The 20,621-nt window shown below is 70.6% G+C and carries 19 protein-coding genes; 12 read left to right on the top strand and 7 right to left on the bottom strand.

The features are described 5' to 3' along the window. Positions 1 to 199: 199 nt before the first annotated feature. Together IF78_RS0117950 and IF78_RS0117945 are read right to left on the bottom strand one after the other, a co-directional pair. On the bottom strand, positions 200 to 871 hold the full coding sequence (locus tag IF78_RS0117950) for a hypothetical protein (protein WP_031482537.1): 672 nt from the start codon (positions 869 to 871) through the stop codon (positions 200 to 202). A gap of 157 nt (positions 872 to 1,028) precedes the next feature. Further along, on the bottom strand, positions 1,029 to 1,937 hold the full coding sequence (locus IF78_RS0117945) for a DMT family transporter (protein ID WP_031482535.1): 909 nt from the start codon (positions 1,935 to 1,937) through the stop codon (positions 1,029 to 1,031). Positions 1,938 to 2,012: 75 nt separating this feature from the next. Between IF78_RS0117945 and IF78_RS0117940 the strand changes: the two genes are divergently transcribed. The 3 genes from IF78_RS0117940 to IF78_RS0117930 all read left to right on the top strand — a co-directional run bounded on the left by IF78_RS0117940 (position 2,013) and on the right by IF78_RS0117930 (position 5,860). Beyond that, a complete protein-coding gene (locus IF78_RS0117940) occupies positions 2,013 to 2,621 on the top strand; it encodes a TetR/AcrR family transcriptional regulator (RefSeq protein WP_031482533.1) in 609 nt (202 codons plus the stop codon). A 225-nt stretch (positions 2,622 to 2,846) separates the two neighbouring features. After that, positions 2,847 to 4,184: a wax ester/triacylglycerol synthase family O-acyltransferase gene (locus IF78_RS0117935; protein ID WP_031482531.1), complete on the top strand. Its 1,338-nt coding sequence runs from the start codon at positions 2,847 to 2,849 to the stop codon at positions 4,182 to 4,184. A gap of 155 nt (positions 4,185 to 4,339) precedes the next feature. Beyond that, positions 4,340 to 5,860: an SDR family NAD(P)-dependent oxidoreductase gene (locus IF78_RS0117930; protein WP_031482529.1), complete on the top strand. Its 1,521-nt coding sequence runs from the start codon at positions 4,340 to 4,342 to the stop codon at positions 5,858 to 5,860. A gap of 60 nt (positions 5,861 to 5,920) precedes the next feature. On the opposite strand, the gene IF78_RS0117925 is transcribed toward IF78_RS0117930, so the two are convergent. Together IF78_RS0117925 and IF78_RS0117920 are read right to left on the bottom strand one after the other, a co-directional pair. After that, on the bottom strand, positions 5,921 to 6,727 hold the full coding sequence (locus tag IF78_RS0117925; protein ID WP_031482527.1) for an SDR family oxidoreductase: 807 nt from the start codon (positions 6,725 to 6,727) through the stop codon (positions 5,921 to 5,923). A gap of 25 nt (positions 6,728 to 6,752) precedes the next feature. After that, positions 6,753 to 7,202: an HD domain-containing protein gene (locus tag IF78_RS0117920; RefSeq protein ID WP_031482525.1), complete on the bottom strand. Its 450-nt coding sequence runs from the start codon at positions 7,200 to 7,202 to the stop codon at positions 6,753 to 6,755. 472 nt (positions 7,203 to 7,674) lie between these two features. Here IF78_RS0117920 and IF78_RS47705 point away from each other — a divergent pair, with 472 nt between their 5' ends. From IF78_RS47705 to IF78_RS0117905, 3 genes are all read left to right on the top strand, one after another. Then, positions 7,675 to 7,848: a hypothetical protein gene (locus IF78_RS47705; RefSeq protein ID WP_107049960.1), complete on the top strand. Its 174-nt coding sequence runs from the start codon at positions 7,675 to 7,677 to the stop codon at positions 7,846 to 7,848. A 235-nt stretch (positions 7,849 to 8,083) separates the two neighbouring features. Continuing rightward, positions 8,084 to 8,662: a TetR/AcrR family transcriptional regulator gene (locus IF78_RS0117910; RefSeq protein ID WP_031482523.1), complete on the top strand. Its 579-nt coding sequence runs from the start codon at positions 8,084 to 8,086 to the stop codon at positions 8,660 to 8,662. A 16-nt stretch (positions 8,663 to 8,678) separates the two neighbouring features. After that, entirely contained in the window at positions 8,679 to 9,875 is a 1,197-nt protein-coding gene (locus IF78_RS0117905) for a GDSL-type esterase/lipase family protein (protein WP_031482521.1), read from the top strand. Positions 9,876 to 9,890: 15 nt separating this feature from the next. On the opposite strand, the gene IF78_RS0117900 is transcribed toward IF78_RS0117905, so the two are convergent. Then, a complete protein-coding gene (locus IF78_RS0117900; RefSeq protein ID WP_031482519.1) occupies positions 9,891 to 11,249 on the bottom strand; it encodes an amidase in 1,359 nt (452 codons plus the stop codon). A gap of 286 nt (positions 11,250 to 11,535) precedes the next feature. Here IF78_RS0117900 and IF78_RS0117895 point away from each other — a divergent pair, with 286 nt between their 5' ends. Both IF78_RS0117895 and IF78_RS0117890 read left to right on the top strand, forming a co-directional pair. Next, positions 11,536 to 13,368: a family 20 glycosylhydrolase gene (locus IF78_RS0117895; RefSeq protein ID WP_031482517.1), complete on the top strand. Its 1,833-nt coding sequence runs from the start codon at positions 11,536 to 11,538 to the stop codon at positions 13,366 to 13,368. A 36-nt stretch (positions 13,369 to 13,404) separates the two neighbouring features. Continuing rightward, complete coding sequence (locus tag IF78_RS0117890) at positions 13,405 to 14,949, top strand: alpha-L-fucosidase (protein WP_031482515.1); 1,545 nt, start codon at positions 13,405 to 13,407, stop codon at positions 14,947 to 14,949. 58 nt (positions 14,950 to 15,007) lie between these two features. On the opposite strand, the gene IF78_RS0117885 is transcribed toward IF78_RS0117890, so the two are convergent. Then, complete coding sequence (locus IF78_RS0117885; RefSeq protein ID WP_031482513.1) at positions 15,008 to 15,442, bottom strand: membrane protein; 435 nt, start codon at positions 15,440 to 15,442, stop codon at positions 15,008 to 15,010. A gap of 83 nt (positions 15,443 to 15,525) precedes the next feature. Between IF78_RS0117885 and IF78_RS0117880 the strand changes: the two genes are divergently transcribed. Further along, the gene (locus tag IF78_RS0117880) at positions 15,526 to 16,203 is read left to right on the top strand and encodes a helix-turn-helix transcriptional regulator (protein WP_031482511.1); all 678 of its coding nucleotides are present in this window, start codon (positions 15,526 to 15,528) and stop codon (positions 16,201 to 16,203) included. 45 nt (positions 16,204 to 16,248) lie between these two features. Here IF78_RS0117880 and IF78_RS0117875 read toward each other — a convergent pair whose 3' ends face one another. After that, positions 16,249 to 17,295, bottom strand: coding sequence for a LacI family DNA-binding transcriptional regulator (locus IF78_RS0117875; RefSeq protein WP_031482509.1), 1,047 nt, complete (start codon positions 17,293 to 17,295; stop codon positions 16,249 to 16,251). Between the two features lie 208 nt (positions 17,296 to 17,503). Between IF78_RS0117875 and IF78_RS0117870 the strand changes: the two genes are divergently transcribed. The 3 genes from IF78_RS0117870 to IF78_RS0117860 are packed head-to-tail and all read left to right on the top strand — an operon-like array spanning position 17,504 to position 20,609. After that, complete coding sequence (locus IF78_RS0117870; RefSeq protein WP_031482507.1) at positions 17,504 to 18,796, top strand: ABC transporter substrate-binding protein; 1,293 nt, start codon at positions 17,504 to 17,506, stop codon at positions 18,794 to 18,796. A gap of 5 nt (positions 18,797 to 18,801) precedes the next feature. Then, positions 18,802 to 19,704: a carbohydrate ABC transporter permease gene (locus IF78_RS0117865; RefSeq protein ID WP_031482505.1), complete on the top strand. Its 903-nt coding sequence runs from the start codon at positions 18,802 to 18,804 to the stop codon at positions 19,702 to 19,704. Continuing rightward, the gene (locus IF78_RS0117860; protein ID WP_031482503.1) at positions 19,701 to 20,609 is read left to right on the top strand and encodes a carbohydrate ABC transporter permease; all 909 of its coding nucleotides are present in this window, start codon (positions 19,701 to 19,703) and stop codon (positions 20,607 to 20,609) included. Before IF78_RS0117865 ends, IF78_RS0117860 begins: the two co-directional genes overlap by 4 nt. Positions 20,610 to 20,621: the final 12 nt, after the last annotated feature.

Here is a 20,621-nt window from a genome sequence, read left to right as displayed (position 1 = left end):
TCGAACCGAGCTTCGCTCGGCTCGCGCGGGGGCACCCCCATCGAGGGCGCTCCGGCGCCTTGCGATCGCACGCACCAGACGCCGCCGGGCCCGCCCTTCAGGCGGACGACGGGAATTTGACGACAGGGCCCTAGGCCTCTGACGGCCAGGTGCGCGCGGTCGGGCCCGCCGCCCCGGCCGAGAGCGGCGGGCCACTGCGTCAGCCGCCGCGGGTGAAGACCTCGCCCCGGGTGGAGCCGGTGGAGCAGAGCTTCTTCTCGTCGGCCGTCATCTTGCGGGACTTGACCACGACCGCGCTGTGCTTGCCGTCCGTGCCGTTCGGGGCGGGGCCGGTGATCACGTCGGGTACGAACCAGTAGTAGTGGCCCCACTTGGGGTCGTCGTAGTGGGTCTGCCACGTGCCGGTTATCCGCTGCATCACCTGGGCGCGGGAGATCCAGCCCACTTCTCCCGGCTGGACGCTCACGGTGAAGGAGCTCGTCTCCGTGTGGGAGCTCTGCCACGTGTAGTTGTACGTCGCGGTGACACTGGCGGTGATGATCCCTTCGATGCCGCCGCCGACGGTGACCGATCCGCCCACCGAGTGGGAGGAGCCCACGGTGTCGGCCCACGACATCGACTGGGAGGCGGGGGAGGAGGTGCAGTTGTAGAGCAGTTCGGAGACCTGGCGGGGCTCACCGAGATAAGCCTCTCCGATCTCCGGGGAGTTGAAGCTGCACTTGCCTTCCCCGGAAGCGCAGTCGGCCATGATCTGCTCCGTGGTGGGCTGCTCCTCGGCCACAGCCGGCACGGCCGCCGCGATCATCCCGAACGCCGTCGTCGCCAGCACCAGGGTGCGGCCGCCGTACCGCAGTGCGCGGTCCCTCGTCATGTCTGTTGCCTCTCGCCGTACGTGGGGGGACGATGACCGGCCCGTGTTGTCGCTGGGCTCGGAGTCACCGCCTGGTGCCCACGAGGCTCACGTAATCGACGGCCGAGCTACACCAAGAACTCGCAAAGTTGTACTTGATTCGGCAACTGATTTACCGTCAATTACGGTTGGCGCCCGGCCTATTGACCGGTGCGGGGCGAACCGAGGTGTCGCCGCGATGGACGATGACGACCGCCGCCAGGCCGACGGCCAGGCCGATGGCGGTGCTCGGGCCGAACGGTTCTCCGAACATGAGGGCTCCCCAGACGGCGGTGACCGGAGCCATGAGGAACATGAGCGTGTTGACCTTGGTCACCCCGGAGCGCCGCAGGATGAGCCAGTACAGTCCGTATCCGCCGAACGTCGACAGGGCCACGAGCCAGGTGATCGCGGTCCAGAACGACAGCTCGCCGGGCGGTATCGCCGCTCCGGCGCTCACGGCGAGTGCCGTGAAGACGACCGCACTGGTCGCGCAGTGGACGGTCATGGACACCGTGGGCGAGACCCGCGCGCGGGAGCAGCTCTCGACAAACGTCGCCGCCACCAGCGCGAACATCCCCAGGAAGGGGATGAGATAGGCCCACCACGCCGCCCCGGTACCGGCCGCCGCATCGGCCATGGTGACGACGGCGACGCCGCTCACTCCCAGGCACAGACCCAGCCACTGCTTGCGCGAGACGCACTGATGCAACAAGGGGCCGGCAAGCGCACCGGCGACGAGGGGCTGGACGCCGTCGATCAGGGCTGTGGTGCCGCTGGAGACACCGAGCTGGATCGCGTAGTAGACGGTGAGCAGGTAGCCGCTCTGCGACAGCACGCCGATCACGACCTGCCGGGCCACATCCCGCACCGTGAGACCCCGCCACGACGTTCCGCAAGCGATGGCCACCCCGATCAGGACGACGGCCAGCGGCAGGAACCGCCACATCAGGATCGTCACCGCGGACGCGCTGCCCGCGCCGAGCTTGGCCCCGATGAAACCGGAACTCCAGCAGAGTACGAAGGCGATCGAGAGCAGGAGGTTCACGCCTCATCCCTCCCGTCGACTAAACAGGTCGGTATACCACTCCTCCCACTATACAGATCGGTATACTCCCGGGGTATGGGGACAAGCGAGGGCTCGCGACGGATCACGATGACGCCTGGCGCCCGGCGCGTTCTGGAGGCTGCCGCCAGGCTGTTCTACGAGCGCGGCATCCATGCCGTCGGGGTGGACCTGATCGCCGCCGAGGCCGGGGTGACGAAGAAGACCCTCTACGACCGGTACGGCTCCAAGGAGCGGATCGTCGTGGAGTACCTCGCGGATCGTGATGAACGCTGGCGGGCCTTTCTCGCCCAGTACCTCGACGCCGCACAGCCGGCACCGTTGGCCCGCGTCCTGGCCGTCTTCGACGCCTCACGCGCGTGGTCGGCGCAGAACAGCCCCAAGGGGTGCAGCATGGTCAACGCCCACGCCGAGATCAGCGATCCGTCCCACCCGGCCCACCCGATCATCACCGGGCAGAAGCAGTACATGCTCGCCCTGTTCACCGACCTGGCCCGGGACATCGCCCCGGACGCGGCCGATCATCTGGGCCGGACGCTCATGCTGCTCCACGAAGGAGCGCTCGTCGCCCACGGCCTGAACATCTTCCCGGACCCCATCGGCCAGGCCCGCGAGCAGGCGCGAGCCCTCCTGGTCGCAGGGGAGGGCTCCGCGGGGAAGTGGTGAGCCGACTTCCGGCGCTCATTCGTGACGCCTCCCGGGTGACTCCCGCAGGATGCCCGGCGCCGCAACCTGTGTTGGAGTGACCTCATATGCACCATGAGTCCCGCCCCTTTCGCACGGGGCGGGACTTAATCTGCTGTTAACTGTGCGTAGCTTGATCGTACTTGACCGTAATCAGCCAAGGGCGATTGACTGCTGATCCACCCTTCGTCGACGCGAGGCAAGCCATTGACTTCTGACCTGCTCGCACCTCTCGACCTGGCGTTCTGGAACATCGAGTCCGCCGAACACCCCATGCACCTGGGCGCGCTCGGCGTGTTCACGGCGCACTCGCCCACCGCGGGAGCCCACGCGGCCGACCTGCTCGCCGCGCGCGCCGCAGCCGTTCCGGGGCTGCGGATGCGCATCCGGGACGCATGGCAGCCGCGCGGACTGCTCCAGCCGTTCTCCTTCGGCGGCGCCGCCCGCGAGCCCGCTCCGGACTTCGACCCCCTCGACCATGTCCGGCTGCACGCCCCGACCGCCGACTTCCAGGCGACGGCGGGCCGGCTCATGGAGCGCCCGCTGGAGCGCGGCCGGCCGCCGTGGGAGGCGCATGTGCTGCCGGGCGAGGACGGAGTGTCGTTCGCGGTGCTGTTCAAGTTCCACCACGCCCTGGCGGACGGACTGCGCGCGCTGACGCTCGCCGCCGCCGTCCTGGACCCCATGGACATGCCCGCCCGCAAACCCCGCCCCCAAGAGCCCTCGCACGGCCGCCTGCCCGATGTGCGCAGGCTGCCGGGACTGGTGCGCGGCGCCCTGTCCGACGTGGGCCGGGCCCTCGACATCGGCGCCTCGGTCGCTGTGTCGACCCTCGGGATGCGCTCCTCGGACGCGCTGACCGCCGAGCCGAGCGGCACCCGCCGTACCGCCGGAGTCGTCGTCGACATCGACGACGTTCACGTGGTCCGCAAGGCCGTCGGCGGCACGGTCAACGACGTCCTCATCGCGGTCGTCGCCGGCGCCCTGCGCCGCTGGCTCGACGAACGCGGCGACGGTAGCGAAGGTGTCGCACCGCGCGCCCTGATCCCCGTCTCCAAGCGCCGCCCGCGCACCGCGCACCCTCAGGGCAACCGGCTGTCGGGTTACTTGATACGGCTCCCTGTCGACGACCCCGACCCGCTGCGCCGCCTCGCCACGGTCCGCACCGCCATGGACCGCAACAAGGACCTCGGCCCCAACCGGGGCGCGGGTGCCGTCGCCCTGCTCGCCGACCATGTCCCGGCGCTCGGCCACCGCCTCGGCGGACCGCTGGTCGGCGGGGCCGCCCGGCTCTGGTTCGACATCCTGGTCACCAGCGTGCCGCTGCCCGGCGTCGCCCTGAAGCTCGGCGGCCACCAGGTCACCGAGGTCTACCCCTTCGCCCCGCTGGCCCGCGGCCAGTCCCTGGCGATCGCGATCTCGACGTACCGCGGCCGCGTGCACTACGGCCTCGTCGCCGACGCCAAGGCGGTGCCGGACCTCGATGTGCTCGCCAGGGCCGTGTCCGAGGAGGTGGAGACGCTCATCACCGCCTGCGCTCCTTGACCCCTCTTCTCGGCTCGTTCGCCCTCGGGGCGCTCCAGCCGGTGCGGCTCACTCGCGGACGGGTTTTGGAGGAGTGGCCCGGCGCTCCGTACAATTCCCCGTTCGAAAGCGGGCGCGACCGGAGCGCCGCGGTGGATCAGGGAACGGCAGCGGCGATGACGGTGACAGAGGACGGCTCGGCGGCGATCGCGGACGAGGTCGTGCACGTGCCCGGTGACGAGGTCGGATACGGCCCCGGCATCGACCCCGAGCGGCTCGCCGTCTGTCTCAGCGTGCTCGAGGAGCTCGACAAGCTGGAGGTCGACCACCCCGACGCGATCACCGTGCGCCGGGCCACCGCCGGCATCTACCGCACCGTCAAGCAGCGCCGCCGCCAGGAGCGCCGGGCCGCCAAGACCGCGCACGACAAGGCGGTCACGGAGGCCACGGCGACCGGCTCCGCCCAGCGCATCGACGACGAGACCGAGGGCATCCTCCCGTCGTCGGTCACCGAGGCCGGCAAGATCGCGGGGATACTCCAGCGCCCGCGCTCCTGCTACACCTGCAAGACCCGCTACGTCGAGGTCGACTTCTTCTACCACCAGCTCTGTCCGGACTGCGCCCGCCTGAACCGCGACAAGCGCGACGCCCGCGCCGACCTCACCGGCAAGCGAGCCCTCCTCACCGGCGGCCGCGCCAAGATCGGCATGTACATCGCGCTCAGGCTGCTGCGCGACGGCGCGCACACGACGATCACCACGCGCTTCCCCAAGGACGCCATCCGCCGCTTCAAGGCCATGGACGACTCCGCGGACTGGATGCACCGCCTGGAGGTCGTCGGCATCGACCTGCGCGACCCGGCGCAGGCCGTGGCCCTCGCCGACCAGGTCGCCGAGGCGGGCCCGCTCGACGTCCTCGTCAACAACGCGACGCAGACGGTACGGCGCCTGCCCTCCGCCTACGCCGCCCTGGTCGAGGGCGAGAGCGCCCCGCTGCCCGCCGGGGAACTCCCCGCCCACCACGTCATCGGCGCCTTCAACTCCGGCGCGGTCGACGGCCTCGCGGCACTGCCGCTCGGCACCAGCGGCCTCGACGCCCAGAAGGTCGCCGACCTCGCCCTGGTCGCGGGCAACGCCAGCGTCGAGCGGCACCTCGACGGCACCGCGATCGACGCGGGCGGCCTCGTTCCCGACGTCGTCGACACCAACACCTGGGTGCAGACCATCGACCAGATCTCCCCGGTCGAGCTGCTGGAGACCCAGCTCTGCAACTACACCTCGCCGTTCATCCTGATCAGCAAGCTCCGGCCGGCCATGGCCGAGGCCGCGAAGAAGGCGGCGAGCGGACGCGCGTACGTCGTGAACGTCTCGGCGATGGAGGGCGTCTTCGGGCGCGGCTACAAGGGCGCGGGGCACCCCAACACGAACGCCGCCAAGGCCGCGATGAACATGGTCACGCGGACCAGCGCGCAGGAGATGTTCCAGTCCGACGGCATCCTGATGACCTCGGTCGACACCGGGTGGATCACGGACGAGCGGCCGCACTACGACAAGCTGCGGCTTGCCGAGGAAGGGTTCCACGCTCCGCTGGACCTGGTGGACGGGGCGGCTCGCGTATACGACCCGGTCGTGCGGGGTGAGGCTGGGGAGGATGTGTACGGGGTCTTCCTGAAGGACTACGCGCCGGGTAAGTGGTAGGGGACGGCTGGCAGGGCGGCTGCGGGTTGAGTGCGGTTGCCCGCGCACTTCCCCGCGCCCCTAGGGGGTTGCGGTTCCGCGCGTTCTCAAGTGCTCCTGCACTGCGGATCCCGTCGCCGCCCCTGCCGCCCGCACCCGCGTTCCGCCGTCGACCAACAGGTCCGCCCCCGTCACCCACTCCGCCGCGTCCGACGCCAGCCACACCACCGCGCGCGCCACATCCTCCGGCTCCCCGATCCGCCCCAGCGGCAACCCGGCGGCCACCTCCTCCTCGCCCGGCTCCCACACGAACCGCGCCATCTCGGTACGGACCAGCCCGGGGGACACGGAGTTGACCCGCACCTTCGGGCCCAGCTCGCCGGCGAGCTGCTGGGTGAGGTGAAGGAGCGCCGCCTTGCTGGTGCCGTACGCCCCGATGTTCGGGCCGACATGTCCGGCGCCCTCCGTGCAGACGTTGACCACCGCGCCGCCGTGCTCGCGCATCCAGGCGTGCCAGGCGCACTGCACGAGCCGTAGCGGCGCCTCGACGTTCACGGTGAAGGCCTCGCGCCACGCCAAGGGCTCTACGTCCATGAGGGGCCCGTAGGGCAGGTTGGTCGCCGCGTTGTTCACCACCACGTCGATCCGGCCGAACTCGCGCAGGGTCAGATCCACGACCGCCCGCAGATGATCCGGGTCGGCCACGCTGCCCGCAGCCCCCACACCGCCCAGTTCGGCAGCCGTCCGCCGTACCTCCTCCGCGTCCCGCGCGGTCACGCACACCAGCGCCCCGGCGGCCGCCAGGTGCCGGGCGACGGCGTGCCCGATGCCGCGCGTGGCGCCGGTGACGATGGCGGTCCTGCCCTGGAGACGGTACGGCGAGGTCATCGCCGTACCGTCCCATGGCGGGTCGTCAGTTGATAGCCCCGAGCGGTGAGTTCCTGGACGCCACCAGTTCCAGTACGGCGCGCCAGTCCTCCAGCACCCCGGCGTCGAACTCCGCGCTGCGGCCCTCCTCGTCGGCCTGGTGCAGGCGCAGCAGGTCGTCGTCGGCGGACTCGCGGGCCCGGCAGTGTTCGCGGACGAGGCGGGAGACCCGTTCGCCGAGGAGTGGGCGTACCGCGTCCGCCGCGCAGTCGGAGTGGCGGTTCGCGTCGCCCGGGCGCAGCAGCGGGCCGATGGCATGAACGAGCCCCGCGACCTGGAGTTCCTTGTCGGCGGGGCGGACTCGGCGCAGCAGCGCGGCTGTCTGCAGCGCGTGCTGGTGCAGATCGACTCGGGTGCTCCCGGGGCCCGGGGTGTCCCGGGTGCCCCGGCAGGCGTACAGCAGATCCATCAGCTCTTCGACACTGCGCAGCTCCATGCGTCAGTCCTCCCGCCGGACAAGCCGTTGCCGTCCGTCAGCAGATCATGGCCGGCTTGCGAATCGGCCAACGGGACTTGAACTGCGCGGCGTGCTGTCGTCCCGGGTCGGGCCGCAAGGCGATGCTGAGCCGAACGAGTGACCTACAAACCGCGCATTCCATAGTAAAGGCGTGAATAGCGGGTTGGCCGAAAGCTGGTTGACTCCGGATAGTTACAGCTTGTTTGCAGCCCCATCGAGCGGGTACCCGCTCATTTGGTTAATCTGTAGCGGACGGACAGCAACACAGGGTCCCAACCCACACCCATGGTCCGTCCCGGGACAAGCCGGTGCACAACGGCCTGCTTGCACTCCAGTTACCGGCGCCACCGCGTCCGAGCCGACTTTGAGTAAGACCCGAGCGGGCGTCAGGTACCGGACCGCAGACTGGCCGGCCCGCCCCGAGGGTGATCCGACACAGAAGGAGTGCGCGGTGACACCTGAGAAGACGAATCGCGAACAGCGCCCCAAGGAACGCACGGAGCGCGCGGGCCGCCGGTCGAAGGAGATCGGCAGTCTCGATGTGTGGGCCAGGTCCGCCCCCATTCGCCTGGCCGGCTACGAGGAAGACCTCGCCGAGCCCCACATCCTGCCCAGCGTCGACTGACGCGGCGGAGCCCTTCGCGATCGCCGACCGCATGGGCGTGCGGGACTCACGCCCATGCTGATCAGACAAGCCGCGGCCGACGACTGGCCGCGGATTTGGTCTTTCTGGCGCCGGACGACGATGCCCGAACCCGCACATCAAAGCTTCTCCTCAGCGACCAGCCTCAAAGACCTTCCCATTTGCCTAAATGCTTTAGGTAGACGCATAATCGCTTCTGGCGAAGGGGAGGTCGGTTGTGGCACGCGTGGGACTCACGACGGAACGCCTGGTCAAAGCCGGTGCGGAGCTCGCCGACGAGGTCGGCTTCGAGCAGGTGACCGCGTCGGAGCTCGCCCGGCGGTTCGACGTCAAGGTCGCGAGCCTGTACTCGCATGTGAAGAACACCCAGGACCTCAAGACCCGGATCACCCTGTTCGCACTGCAGGAGCTGGCCGACCGGGCCGCTGACGCCATCGCCGGACGGGCCGGCAAGGACGCCCTGGTCGCCTTCGCCAACGTCTACCGCGACTACGAGCGCGAGCACCCCGGCCGCGCCGCCGCCGCGCGAATGAGGCTCGACCCCGAGACGGCTGCCGCAAGTGCGGGCGTCCGGCACGCGCAGATGACCCGGGCACTCCTGCGCGGCTACGACATCGCGGAGCCCGACGCGACACATGCCGTACGGCTGCTGGGCAGTGTCTTCCACGGCTACGCCAGCCTGGAGTCGGCGGGCGGCTTCAGCCACAGCGCTCCCGACTCCGAGGAGACCTGGACCCGGATCCTGGACGCCCTCGACGCCCTGCTGCACAACTGGCCCGCGCCGCCCACCCCCTGACCGACGAGCTGAGGACATGGACACCGAGCACGGCTGGATCACCACGCCCGTCACCGCCGACCTCCTGCGCGGCGCACTCGATGTCGAGCGCACCGAGCACGGCGTACTGCCGCACCGGCTGCCCGCCCGGGCGCGGGCCCAGAACACCGACGGGCAACTGGCCATGGCCGAGTCGCAGCCCTCCGGTGTACGGCTGGCCTTCCGCAGCCGGGCCACCGCCGTCGAACTGGACACGCTGCCCACCAAGCGCAGCTACGTGGGCGCGCCGCCCCGCCCGGACGGTGTGTACGACCTGATCGTCGACGGCCGCCCGGCGGGGCAGGGGACCGTGACCGACGGCAACGTCGTGGTGGTCGACATGGCGGCGGGCACCGCCGAGCACCGCCCCGGCCGGCCCGGCACCGTCCGCTTCACCGGACTGCCCGCCGAGGCCAAGGACGTCGAGATCTGGCTGCCGCACAACGAGACCACCGAACTGTTCGCGCTGCGCACCGACGCCCCTGTCGAGCCGGCGCGGGATCCGGGCCGCAGGGTGTGGCTGCACCACGGCAGTTCGATCAGCCACGGCTCCGACGCCGCGAGCCCCACCGGCATCTGGCCCGCGCTCGCCGCGTCCCTCGGCGGCGTGGAGCTGATCAACCTGGGCCTGGCCGGCAGCGCCCTGCTCGACCCGTTCACCGCCCGCGCCCTGCGCGACACGCCCGCCGACCTCATCAGCGTCAAGATCGGCATCAACCTCGTCAACCTGGACCTGATGCGGTTGCGCGCCTTCGGCCCCGCGGTCCACGGCTTCCTCGACACCGTCCGGGAAGGACACCCGACGACGCCCCTGCTGGTCGTGTCGCCGATCCTCTGCCCGATCCACGAGGACACGCCCGGCCCCTGCTTCCCGGACTTCGGCGATCTCGGCAAGGGACGGCTGCGATTCGTCGCCCTGGGCGACCCGGCGGAACGCGCGAGCGGCAAGCTGACGTTGCGCGTCATCCGGGACGAGCTGTCCCGCATCGTGCGCCGGCGCGCGGCCGACGACCCGAACCTGCACTACCTCGACGGCCGCGACCTGTACGGCGAGGCCGACTCCGCCGAACTGCCCCTGCCCGACGACCTCCACCCCGACGCCGCCACCCACCGCCGCATCGGCGAACGCTTCGCGCACCTGGCGTTCACCGCCGACGGCCCCTTCGCGCAGACGTCCCCGGTCCTGCCCTCCTAGGCGACGTCTTCCGGATCAGGCCGGCGTCCCCTGGTCCAGCGGCGCAGTCCGCTGCCACGGCCGTAGCTGCTCGATCCGTTCCGCCAGCGCCAGCAGCTGAGCCTCCGAGCCGGGGAGCCCCACCAGTTGTACGGCGGTGGGGGCGCCGGACGGCAGCGTGCCGAACGGGATCGCCATCGCGGGCCAGCCGGTGAGGTTCCACGGCGGGGTCAGCGGCGAGTAGTTGGTGTTGGCCATGACGTTGCGCAGCCAGCCCCGCTCGTGCCAGGGCTCGGACTTGGGGGAGCGGCGGGCGAGGGCGGGCGTGAGCAGCACGTCGTACTCGGCGAAGAACGGCTCCAGCCGCCGACGCAGCTCCTCCCGGCTCGCGCCCGCCCGGACCCGGTCGACGAAGCGCTTGCCGACGGCGGCATGGACCCGGGTCCGGCGGGTGAGCTGCCGTGGGTCGAAGCCCTGGGCGTCCACGGAGGTGCCCGCCGTCCAGTGGGTCAGCGCGGTGATGCCCAGCGACATCGGGTACGGCGGGTCGGCACGCCGTACCTGGTGACCGGCCTTGATCAGCAGCCCCGCGGCCTCGCGGGCGGCGGTCGCGTACGGCTTGCTGATGGTGACCCCGGCGAGTGGGCTGCGCAGGGACACGGCGATCCGGTGCGTGCCGGGCGTGTCCGGGCGTACGACCTCGGTGTCGGCGAGGACCGACAGCATCAGGCGGGTGTCCTCGACCGTCGTGGCCAGCGGGCCGTTCTCCGACATGCCGAACCAGTCGCCGTCGCCGATGCCGGCCGGGACCACACCGTGCCCGGGCTTGATGGTGACCAGGCCGCAGTTGGCCGCGGGGATGCGCAGCGAGCCCATGCCGTCGTTGCCGAGGGCGATCGGCACCATTCCCGCGGCGACCGCCGCCGCGCTGCCGCCGGACGAGCCGCCCGCCGTGCGCGAGGTGTCCCACGGGTTGCGGGCCGTGCCGTGCACGCCCTCGGTGGTGCCGAAGACACACAGCTCCGGCACGTTCGTCAGCCCCATGACGACCGCGCCGGCGGCCCGCAGCCGGGCCACGGTGACGTGGTCGCGGTCGGCCGGCGTGTCCGGCGTGGCGCTGGAGCCGACGCGGTTGGACTCGCCGCGCACCGCGAGGTTGTCCTTGACCGCCACCGGCACACCGGCCAGGGGCAGTTCGGCGAGGTCGGCGCGCGAGCCCACCTCGTCGGCCTCTGCGAGCGCCGCCTCGGCCCGGACGACCCGGAAGGCGCCGACACGGCCGTCGAGCCGCTCGATGCGGGCCAGGTGCTCGGCCACCACCTCACGGGGCGTGGTCCGCTTCTCGCGTACGGCGGCGGCGATCTCGGCGGCGGTCCGGCCGACCCAGCTGGTCACGGGCGCTCCTCAGGGCTTACTCGCGAGCATGTAGGAGCACTCTGCCGGGCGGCGGGCCCGGAGTCGAGAGGGCACTCGGCTCGGATGTTCGCGAGGCCGCTCGGCTTGGCCATCGGCTTGGATATTCGGGCGGTTCTTCTTGGACTTTTCGCGCCGCGTCCCCTCGGCACAGCCCTGCTGACCTGCGCATCATCCGATCAATGAGTCAACTCCCCGCGCTTCGGGATCCATTGACAGCCCCTGGGGCCCGCTCAATGATCAGACATCCGATGAATGGGGGTGCCTCATGAGGAGACGCTTGAGAGCGGCCGGTGTCCTGGCGGCGCTGACGCTGCTCTTCGCGGCGCCGGTGCCGGCGCTCGCGCAGGAGGAGCAGGGGCCGCCGGTCACGGTGCCCGCGCTGAGCGACTGGACACCGGCATCCGGCAGTTACACCTACGAGCGCTCCGCCCGCCTCGTGGCCGACGGCGCGACCGAACGGCGGGTCGCCGGCACCCTCGCCGACGACCTCCGCGAGGCGGGACACGGCACGGTTCCCGTGGTGCGCGGCGCCGCCCGTGACGGTGACATCGTTATCGACGTCCGGCCCTACCGGACCTCCCTCGGGGTGGAGGGCTACGAACTGCGTGCCGGCAGGCGGCTGTCGGTGACCGCGGCGACCGAGACCGGAGCCTTCTACGGCACCCGCACCGTCCTCCAGCTCCTCGCCCGGGGCGACCGCATCCCCGCCGGCCGCACGGTCGACGTACCGCGCTACAAGGAGCGGGGCGTGGGCGTCTGCGCCTGCTACATCCACGTCTCCGTGCCCTGGATGGAGAACCTGGTCCGCGAGATGGCGTACCACAAGCTCAACCAGCTCCTCCTCGAACTGAAGGTGAGGAGCGACGCCCATCCAGAGGCCAACACCTGGGGCTACTACACCAAGGACGAGATACGCGGCCTGGTCGCCCTCGGCAAGCGGTACCACGTCGAGATCATCCCCGAGATCAACTCCCCGGGACACATGGACCCGTGGCTCGAGAGCCGCCCGGACCTGCAACTGACCGACTCCGACGGCAACAAGCAGCCGTCCCGGCTCGACATCACCCGGCCCGAGGCCTTCGCGTACTACACGAGCCTGATGGACGAGTACGCGCAGGTCTTCACCTCCCGGTCCTGGCACATGGGGGCCGACGAGTACATGCTCGGCTCCGACTTCGCCAAGTACCCGCAGATCCTGAAGTACGCCCAGGACAAGTACGGCCCCGACGCCGCTCCCCAGGACGCGTTCGTCGACTTCGTCAACCGCGTCCACGCCTACGCGGCGGACAAGGGCAGGAAGCTGCGCATCTGGAACGACGGGCTCACCGGCGCCAATACCGTCCCGGTTGCCGCCGGAACGACGGTCGAGCACTGGCTGAACGTGGCGACGAAGCCGAGCCGACTGCGGGCTCAGGGGTATCCGTTGATGAACGCCGCCTACGCCCTCTATCTGGTGCGTGGCGGCTTCCACAGCGACACCGAGGGGCTGTACGACCAGAGCTGGGACCCGCGCGGCTTCGAGGGTGAGAAGCTGGCCTCCTCCGACGGCATCACCGGAGCGAAGATCAGCCTCTGGCCCGACAACGGCCGGGGCGAGACCGAGAACGAGGTCGCCGTCGCCCTGTGGCCCGCGCTGAGGCACATCGCCCAGGCCACCTGGGGTGATCCACACCCCGACGCCACATACGCCGAGTTCACCGCGCGCGGCACGGCGGTCGGGCACGCTCCGGGGTGGCGGGAACCGACTCGCGTACCGGTGCCGGACGGGGCGTACACCTTCCGCACCCAGGGCCGGTCCTTCGACGCCGAGGTCGCGCGCACCGCCGACGGCTATGTGACCGTGCGGACGGCGGACGGCTGCCTCGAGGTGCGCGGCGGGAAGCTCACGCTCAACGTGCCGCTGCAGCCCGGAGTGGAGGCGGCGCCGCAGGCGTGCGATCCCGCGAACACCCTCCAGCGCTGGCAGCTGGAGCTCGCGGCCGGTGGCTACCGGCTCGTCAACGCCATCACCCGGATGACAGTGAGCGTGACGGACGACGGCCGGCTCGCACAGTACCCGCCGGACCAGCGCACGCCCGCCGTATGGCACCTGACCTGAGGATCCGATCCGAGGACCGACCCGAGGAGCCTTCCCATGGCCGTATCCCGCCGCGTCTTCGTCGCGACAGCCGCCGTCCTCGCCGTGACCGGCGCCACCAGACCCACCTTCGCGGCACCCGCCGCTCGCGCGGAGGACCCCGCCTACCGCATCCCAGTCAGCCCCGACGACACCGAGGCCGACCTCGTCCGCAAGGCCTCCAAAGTCCGCCCGACCGCACGGCAGATCGCCTGGCAGCGCCTGGAGCGCACGGCGTTCCTGCACTTCGGCGTGAACACCTTCACGGGCCTCGAATGGGGCACGGGTGACGAGGACCCGGACGTGTTCCAGCCAGCCGGCCTCGACACCGACCAGTGGGCCCGCGCGCTGCGCGACGGTGGGTTCAGGCTCGCCATCCTCACCGTCAAGCACCACGACGGCTTCGTGCTCTACCAGTCCCGCTACACCGACCACTCGGTGGCGTCCAGCAGTTGGCGCGACGGCCGGGGCGACGTCCTGCGCTCCTTCGCCGACTCCATGCGCCGCCACGGCATCAAGGTCGGGGTCTACATCTCGCCCGCCGACGAGAACCAGTACCTCCACGGCGTCTACGCCAACGGCAGCGCCCGCACCGACCGCACGATCCCCACCCTCGTGGAGGGCGACGACCGCACCCCGTCGCGCTCGTACACCCTCCCGGCCACCGACTACGGCGCCCATATGCTCAACCAGCTCTACGAAGTCCTCACCGAGTACGGCCCGGTCGACGAGGTGTGGTTCGACGGCGCGCAGGGGCGGATCCCGCCGGACAAGGTGGAGAAGTACGACTGGGACAGCTGGTACACCCTCGTCCGGTCGCTCGCGCCCGACGCCGTGGTCGCCGTGTCCGGCCCGGACGTGCGCTGGGTCGGCAACGAGGGCGGGCTGGCCCGGGAGGACGAGTGGAGCGTCGTACCGGTGCAGGAGAAGGACTACGGGCGGACGGACTACGCCCTCGCGTACGACGCCCCCGACCTGGGCAGCCGCGACGCGCTGGTCAAGGCCCGGCCCGTCGCCGACCACCTGCAGTGGTGGCCGGCCGAGTGCGACGTCTCCATCCGCGACGGCTGGTTCTACCACGCCGACCAACAGCCGAAGAGCGTCGAGCAGTTGACCGACATCTACTTCCGGTCGGTCGGCCGCAACTCGGTGCTCCTGCTCAACATCCCACCGGACACGCACGGCCTGCTGCCCGCCGCCGACGTGGCACGGCTGCGGGAGTTCCGCGAGCGCGTGGACCGCGAACTCCCGCAGGACCTGGCGTGCGACGGCCGTACGACCGCCTCGCCCGGCGGTGTCACCGTCGACCTCGGCCGCGAGCGGGAGGTCGACCGCATCCGGCTGGCCGAGGACATCCGGTACGGCCAGCAGGTGGAGAGCTTCGTCGTCGAGGCCGAGCGCGACGGTGCCTGGACGGAGGTGACCCGGGCCGGGACGGTCGGCGCGAGCCGGATCCTGCTGCTGGCGGCACCCGTGCGGGCGCGGCGGTGGCGGGTGCGGGTGACCGGCTCGCGTGCGGGGGCGAGGCTCGTGGAGTTCGGGCTGTACCGGTCGCGGGTCTGACGGGGGCGGAGGGGCGGTCACCACGCCTTCGACGGCCGGGTGACCGCCCCCGCGTGCATCATTGCTCCCTGGTGCCGTGGTAGCGCACGGCGAGCCGCGCCAGGGCGACCGCGCCGAGCAGCAGGCCGAAGTCGCGCAGCGCGATGTCGTAGTGGTCGGGGATCGTCAGCAGGTTGATGATGATCCCCGCGAGCCAGCCGGCCACCAGCCAGCCCCCGAAGCGCGGCGCCACCGCGACGACCAGTCCGGCGACGATCTCGATGACGCCGACGGCGTACATGGCGTCCTGCGCGCTGCCGGGGACGACGTCGTTGATCCACGGGGCGAGGTAGCCCGGCCAGTCGACGAGCAGGTTGGTGAACTTGTCCAGCCCGAACAGCACCGGGGCGACGGCGAACCCCACGCGCAGGATCCAGAAGGCCTGGTAGCCGGGGTCGGTGGTGATGGCCCGCCGGGCGGCGACGGGTGCGGGGGTTGCGGGTGCGGACGACATGGCGCCCTCCTTCTATGAACAACGTCTCTTATCGATAGAAGCGCATCCCGTCTCTTTAGTCAACGACACTTGGTTTTACACTGGTGCTCGTGGATCACTCGAAGGACGCACCCCGCGACGACCTCTCCGCCGTCGCCGCACTGGACGAGCCGACACGCCGCCGGCTGTACGAGCACGTGGCGCGCAGCACCGACCCCGTCGGCCGGGACGAGGCCGCCCAGGCCCTGGGCCTGGCCCGGCAGACGGCGGCGTTCCATCTCGACCGCCTGGCCGACGAGGGACTGCTGGACGTCGTCTACGAGCGGCGCAGCGGGCGCACCGGACCCGGTGCCGGACGGCCGGCCAAGCTCTATCGGCGCTCGGAGCGGGAAGTAGGCGTCAGCGTGCCCGCGCGGCAGTACGAGCTGGCCGGGCAGCTGCTGGCCGAGGCGGTGGAGGAGTCCGACACCACCGGCGAGCCGGTCCGCGCGGTGCTGTACCGCAAGGCGGCCGCGCTGGGCGAGCGGCTGGGCGGCGAGGCCGCGGCAGGGGTCGTGGACATGCTGGAGCGGTACGGCTTCGAGCCGCGCCACGAGGGGGAGACCGTCGTCCTCGGGAACTGCCCCTTCCATCTGCTGGCGAGAAAGCACGCCGAAACGGTGTGCGGGATGAACCTCCATCTGTTGCGCGGCGCACTCGCCACCTCGGGCGACACCGCGTTCCAGGCGCTTCTGGCGCCGGCCCCGGGCCGGTGCTGTGTGGTGCTGGAGCCGGCCTCCTGACCCAGGTGTGTTGATCACGAGCGTTGTTGACGCTGGGCGGGGCGTTCAGGGAGTGCGGGCCGCTCCCGTGCTCTGCCTCGGGATCAGCCGCGGCACCGGCACGCGCACCGCCCGCGCCGACCCCCCGTCCAGCAGGGCGGTCAGTTCGCGGGCCGCCGTGCGCCCGAACTCCACGCTGTCCCGGGAGAGCGCCGACAGCCAGGGCTTGACCATGCGGCACAGCGCCGAGTCCTCCCAGGACACCACCGAGACGTCCGCCGGTACCGAGAAGCCGAGTTCGGACGCGGCGGCGGCGCCGGCGACGGCCATCACGTCGTTGTCGTAGATCAGCGCGGTCGGGGGAGTGGGGCCCTCCAGGACCCGGCGGGTGACGGCCGCGCCCTCGGCGTCGGAGTAGTCGGTGGTCACCGACTTCACCTCGGACAGGCCGCGGCGCCCGGCCTCCGCCCGCAGCGTGCGGACGCGGCGTTCGGTGTGGGCGAGTCCCGGCAGACCGGCGATGTGCACGATCCGCCGATGGCCGAGGGCGTACAGGCCGTCCACGACCGACGCCATCGCGCCCGCGTCGTCCGCCCAGACGGTCGACAGACCGGGGTGGCGGTCGTCGGGCGCGCCGCCGATCACCACGGCGGGCAGGCCGAGTTCGTCGAGAAGGCCGGGGCGGGGGTCGTCGGTGCGCGGGTCGACGACCAGGACGCCGTCCACGCGGTGCTCGGCCCACCAGCGGCGGTACACCGCGCACTCGCCGGCGATGTCCTCCACCACCTGGAACAGCAGGCCGAGATGGCGCTCGGCCAGTACCTCCTGGATGCCGGAGACGAGCTGGAGGAAGAAGGAGTCCACCCCGAGGGTGTCGGCAGGACGGGCCAGTACGAAGCCGACCGTGGCCGCGCCTTCCCCGGACAGCGCCCGCGCCGCCGTGCTGGGCCGCCAGCCCAGCTCCTCGGCGACCTGCCGCACCCGCTCGCGGGTGTCGTCCGACACGCCGGGCCGGCCGTTCAGCGCGAAGGAGACCGCGCTCTGGGAGACCCCGGCGTGCCGGGCGATGTCCTTCATCGTCGGCCGACGGGCCGGTGACCGCTTGCCTGACATGGCGATTCCCCATTCCGGCGACGCATTCCCGGAGCAGTATGCACTAATGCGGTTCAGCTCAGGGTCCCTAATGCGGTTCAGCTCGATGATCCTAATGCGCATTAGTCACTAAAGAAATTAGCTCTGCGAGAGCCATTGACGGGCCTGCGGAACGGCGTGCAGGGTCTGCCTCGTCCACCAACGTGCCCCCGAAGGAGGCCGGTTCACGGTGCCCGTTTCCCGTAGAGCCCTCGCTGCCGCATTCGCCGTCTGTGTCGTCCTGCCGCTCAGCGCGTGCGGCTCCGGAGGGGGCGACGGCATCGCGGCCGACGCCTCCGGCAAGGTCGAGGGCGACATCACCTTCCAGACCTGGAATCTCCGCGCCAACTTCAAGGAGTATTTCGAGGGCCTGATCGCCGACTTCGAGAAGAAGTACCCCGGCACCGACGTGAAGTGGATCGACCAGCCCGCCGAGGGCTACGCCGACAAGATCAGCGCGGATGCGGCGGGCGGCACCCTGCCCGACGTCGTCAACGTCTCGCCGGATCTTGTCGCACCGCTCGCCAAGGCGGGCCTCGCGCTCGACCTCGACAAGGCGGCCGGGCAGTACGAGAAGGAGTATCTGGAGGGCGCCTGGGCCAGCCATCGGATACCGGGCATGACGGGCACTTACGCCTTCCCCTGGTACCTCAACACCGGCCCGCTCTTCTACAACAAGTCCCTCTTCAAGGAGGCCGGACTCGACCCCGACCAGCCGCCGAAGACGTACGGCGAAGTCTTCGACGCCGCCCTGAAGATGGCCGAGGAGACGGACGGCGAGGTCGCCACCCTCGCCAACGTGCCCACGATCGAGGACTTCGGCCGCTACGGCGTCGAGCTCATGAACGAGGAGGGCACCGCCTTCACGTTCAATGACGCCAAGGGCGTCGAACTCCTCGCCCGGTACAAGGAGTTGTACGACGCGAAAGCCCTCGACCCGCAGGCGCTCACGGCCACCCCCGAGTCGTCCGGCAAGAAGTTCCTCACCGGCGCCGTAGCCATGAACCCCGGCAGCGCGCTCGACCTCGGCAACTTCAAGAAGCAGGCACCCAACCTGTACAAGAACATCGGGATCACGGATCAGATCACCAGCACCGGTCACGTCAACATGTACGTGATGGGCGTGATGGTCAACGCGCAGACGAAGCGCACGCCCGCCGCGGTCGCCTTCGCCCACTACGTCACCGACGCCGCGCACCAGATGTCGTTCGCCAAGCAGGTCGCCATCTTCCCCAGCACCGCCGGCTCGCTCGACGACCCGTACTTCACCAAGGAGGACGGCACCGACGAGACGCGCGTACGGGTCGCCGCCGCCAAGTCGCTCAAGAACGCCGTCAACTACACGCCCGTGCTGTTCAGCGAGCAGATGAAGACCGAGCTGCGCAACGAGGTCGCCAAGGCGTTGCAGGGCAAGGAGAGCCCGAAGCAAGCTCTTGACAACGCTGTCGAGGCCTGCAACCGGCTCCTTCAGCAGCAGGGCTGAGCCGTATGGCGAGCCCGACCGTCCCCCGTGTCTCCCGGGTGCGGCGCCAACTGCCCACGAGCCCCTGGCTGTTCGCCGCCCCCGGCCTGCTGATCACCGGCGCCTTCATCCTGTACCCGTTCGTCTCCACCCTGGTCAACGCCTTCACCGACCGCCGCACCCTCATCCCGGGCCAGTTCGTCGGCCTCGCCAACTTCCGCGAGCTGCTGGGCGACGAGATGTTCTGGATCGGTCTGCGCAACAGCACGCTGTACGTCCTCGGCGTCGTACCCGCCCTCGTCGTTCTCCCCCTGCTGCTCGCGCTGCTCGTGCAGAAGAACATCCCGGGCATCACCTTCTTCCGGTCCGCCTTCTACACGCCGGTCGTCGCCTCCATCGTGGTGGTGGGGCTGATCTGGGTGTGGCTGCTCGACGAGCGAGGCCTGGTGAACTCGCTGCTGGAGGCGATCGGAGTCGGCCGCGTCGGTTTCCTGAGCGACCAGTGGCTGCTCCTGCTGAGCGCCATGACCGTGACGGTCTGGAAAGGCCTCGGCTACTACATGATCATTTATCTGGCCGCGCTCGCCAACGTGCCCCCTGAACTGCACGAGGCGGCCGCCGTGGACGGAGCCGGCCCGGTTCGCCGCTTCCTCAACGTCACCGTGCCCGCCGTCCGCTCCACCATGGTCCTGGTCGGGGCGCTCTCCTCGGTCGCCGCCTTCAAGGTGTTCTCCGAGGTGTACCTGATGGCCGGCCCGAGCGGCGGCCCGGCCGGCGAGGACACCACTCTCGTCATGCTCGTCCAGCGCACCGGCACGGGCCTCACCGGCCGCGTCGGCTACGCCTCGGCCATCTCGGTCGTCGTCTTCGTCGTCACCGTCGCCCTGATGCTGCTGGTGCTGCGCGCCGACCGGAGGGACGAGTCATGAGCGTCATCGAGAAGGTACGGCCCGCAGCCTCGAGGCCGGCCGTCACACGCGAACCCCGCGTCACCGACGAACACGGCCGCCGGATACGGGTCTGGGAGCTCGCCCTGCGCTACCTGCTCCTGCTCGCCGTACTCGCCCTCACCGTCGGCCCGTTCCTCTGGCAGCTGTCGACCTCGCTCAAGGGCCCCACCGAGGACATCTTCAGCTCCCCGCCGAAGTTCCTGCCGGGCGATCCCACCCTGCACAACTACGAGCGGGTCGCCGACACCATCCCCGTCTGGGACTACGCCCTGAACTCGCTGAAGGTCGCCACCGCCAACGTCGTCACCAACTGCGTCGGCGCGGCACTCGCGGGCTACGCCCTCGCCCGGCTCCGCTACCGGGGCCGCCGCGTGGCCACCGTCGTGTTCATCCTCGCGATGCTCGTGCCCGTGGAGGGCATCATCATCGCCCAGTTCACGACCATGCGGGAGCTCGGCCTGAACAACACCCTCATCGGGGTCGTCCTGCCCGGCTGCGTCAGCGCACTGAACGTCCTGCTGATGCGCAACGCCTTCCTCAACCTGCCGTACGAGATCGAGGAGGCCGCCTACGTCGACGGGGCCAACGTCTGGCAGCGGTTCCTGCGCATCGCGCTGCCGTCCGTGAAAGGGACCCTCGCCGTCGTCGCGATCTTCGCCTTCATGGGCGCCTGGGACGACTTCCTGTGGCCGCTCATCGTGCTGAGCGACCCGTCCAAGTTCACGCTGACCATCGGCCTCAACTATCTGCACGGCACCTTTGCCAACGACGAACGCCTCGTCGCCGCGGGCACGGTCATCGCCGTGGCGCCGCTGATCGCCCTCTTCGCCTGTCTCCAGCGGTACTTCTTCCGCGGGGTGGGCGAGGGCGCCGTCAAGGGCTGACATTCCAGGGCT

The organism is Streptomyces bicolor (assembly GCF_000719285.1).
GTDB lineage: Bacteria > Actinomycetota > Actinomycetes > Streptomycetales > Streptomycetaceae > Streptomyces > Streptomyces bicolor.
The sequence above is the reverse complement of the archived record's forward strand: the minus strand, read 5'-3'. Positions and strand labels throughout refer to the sequence as shown.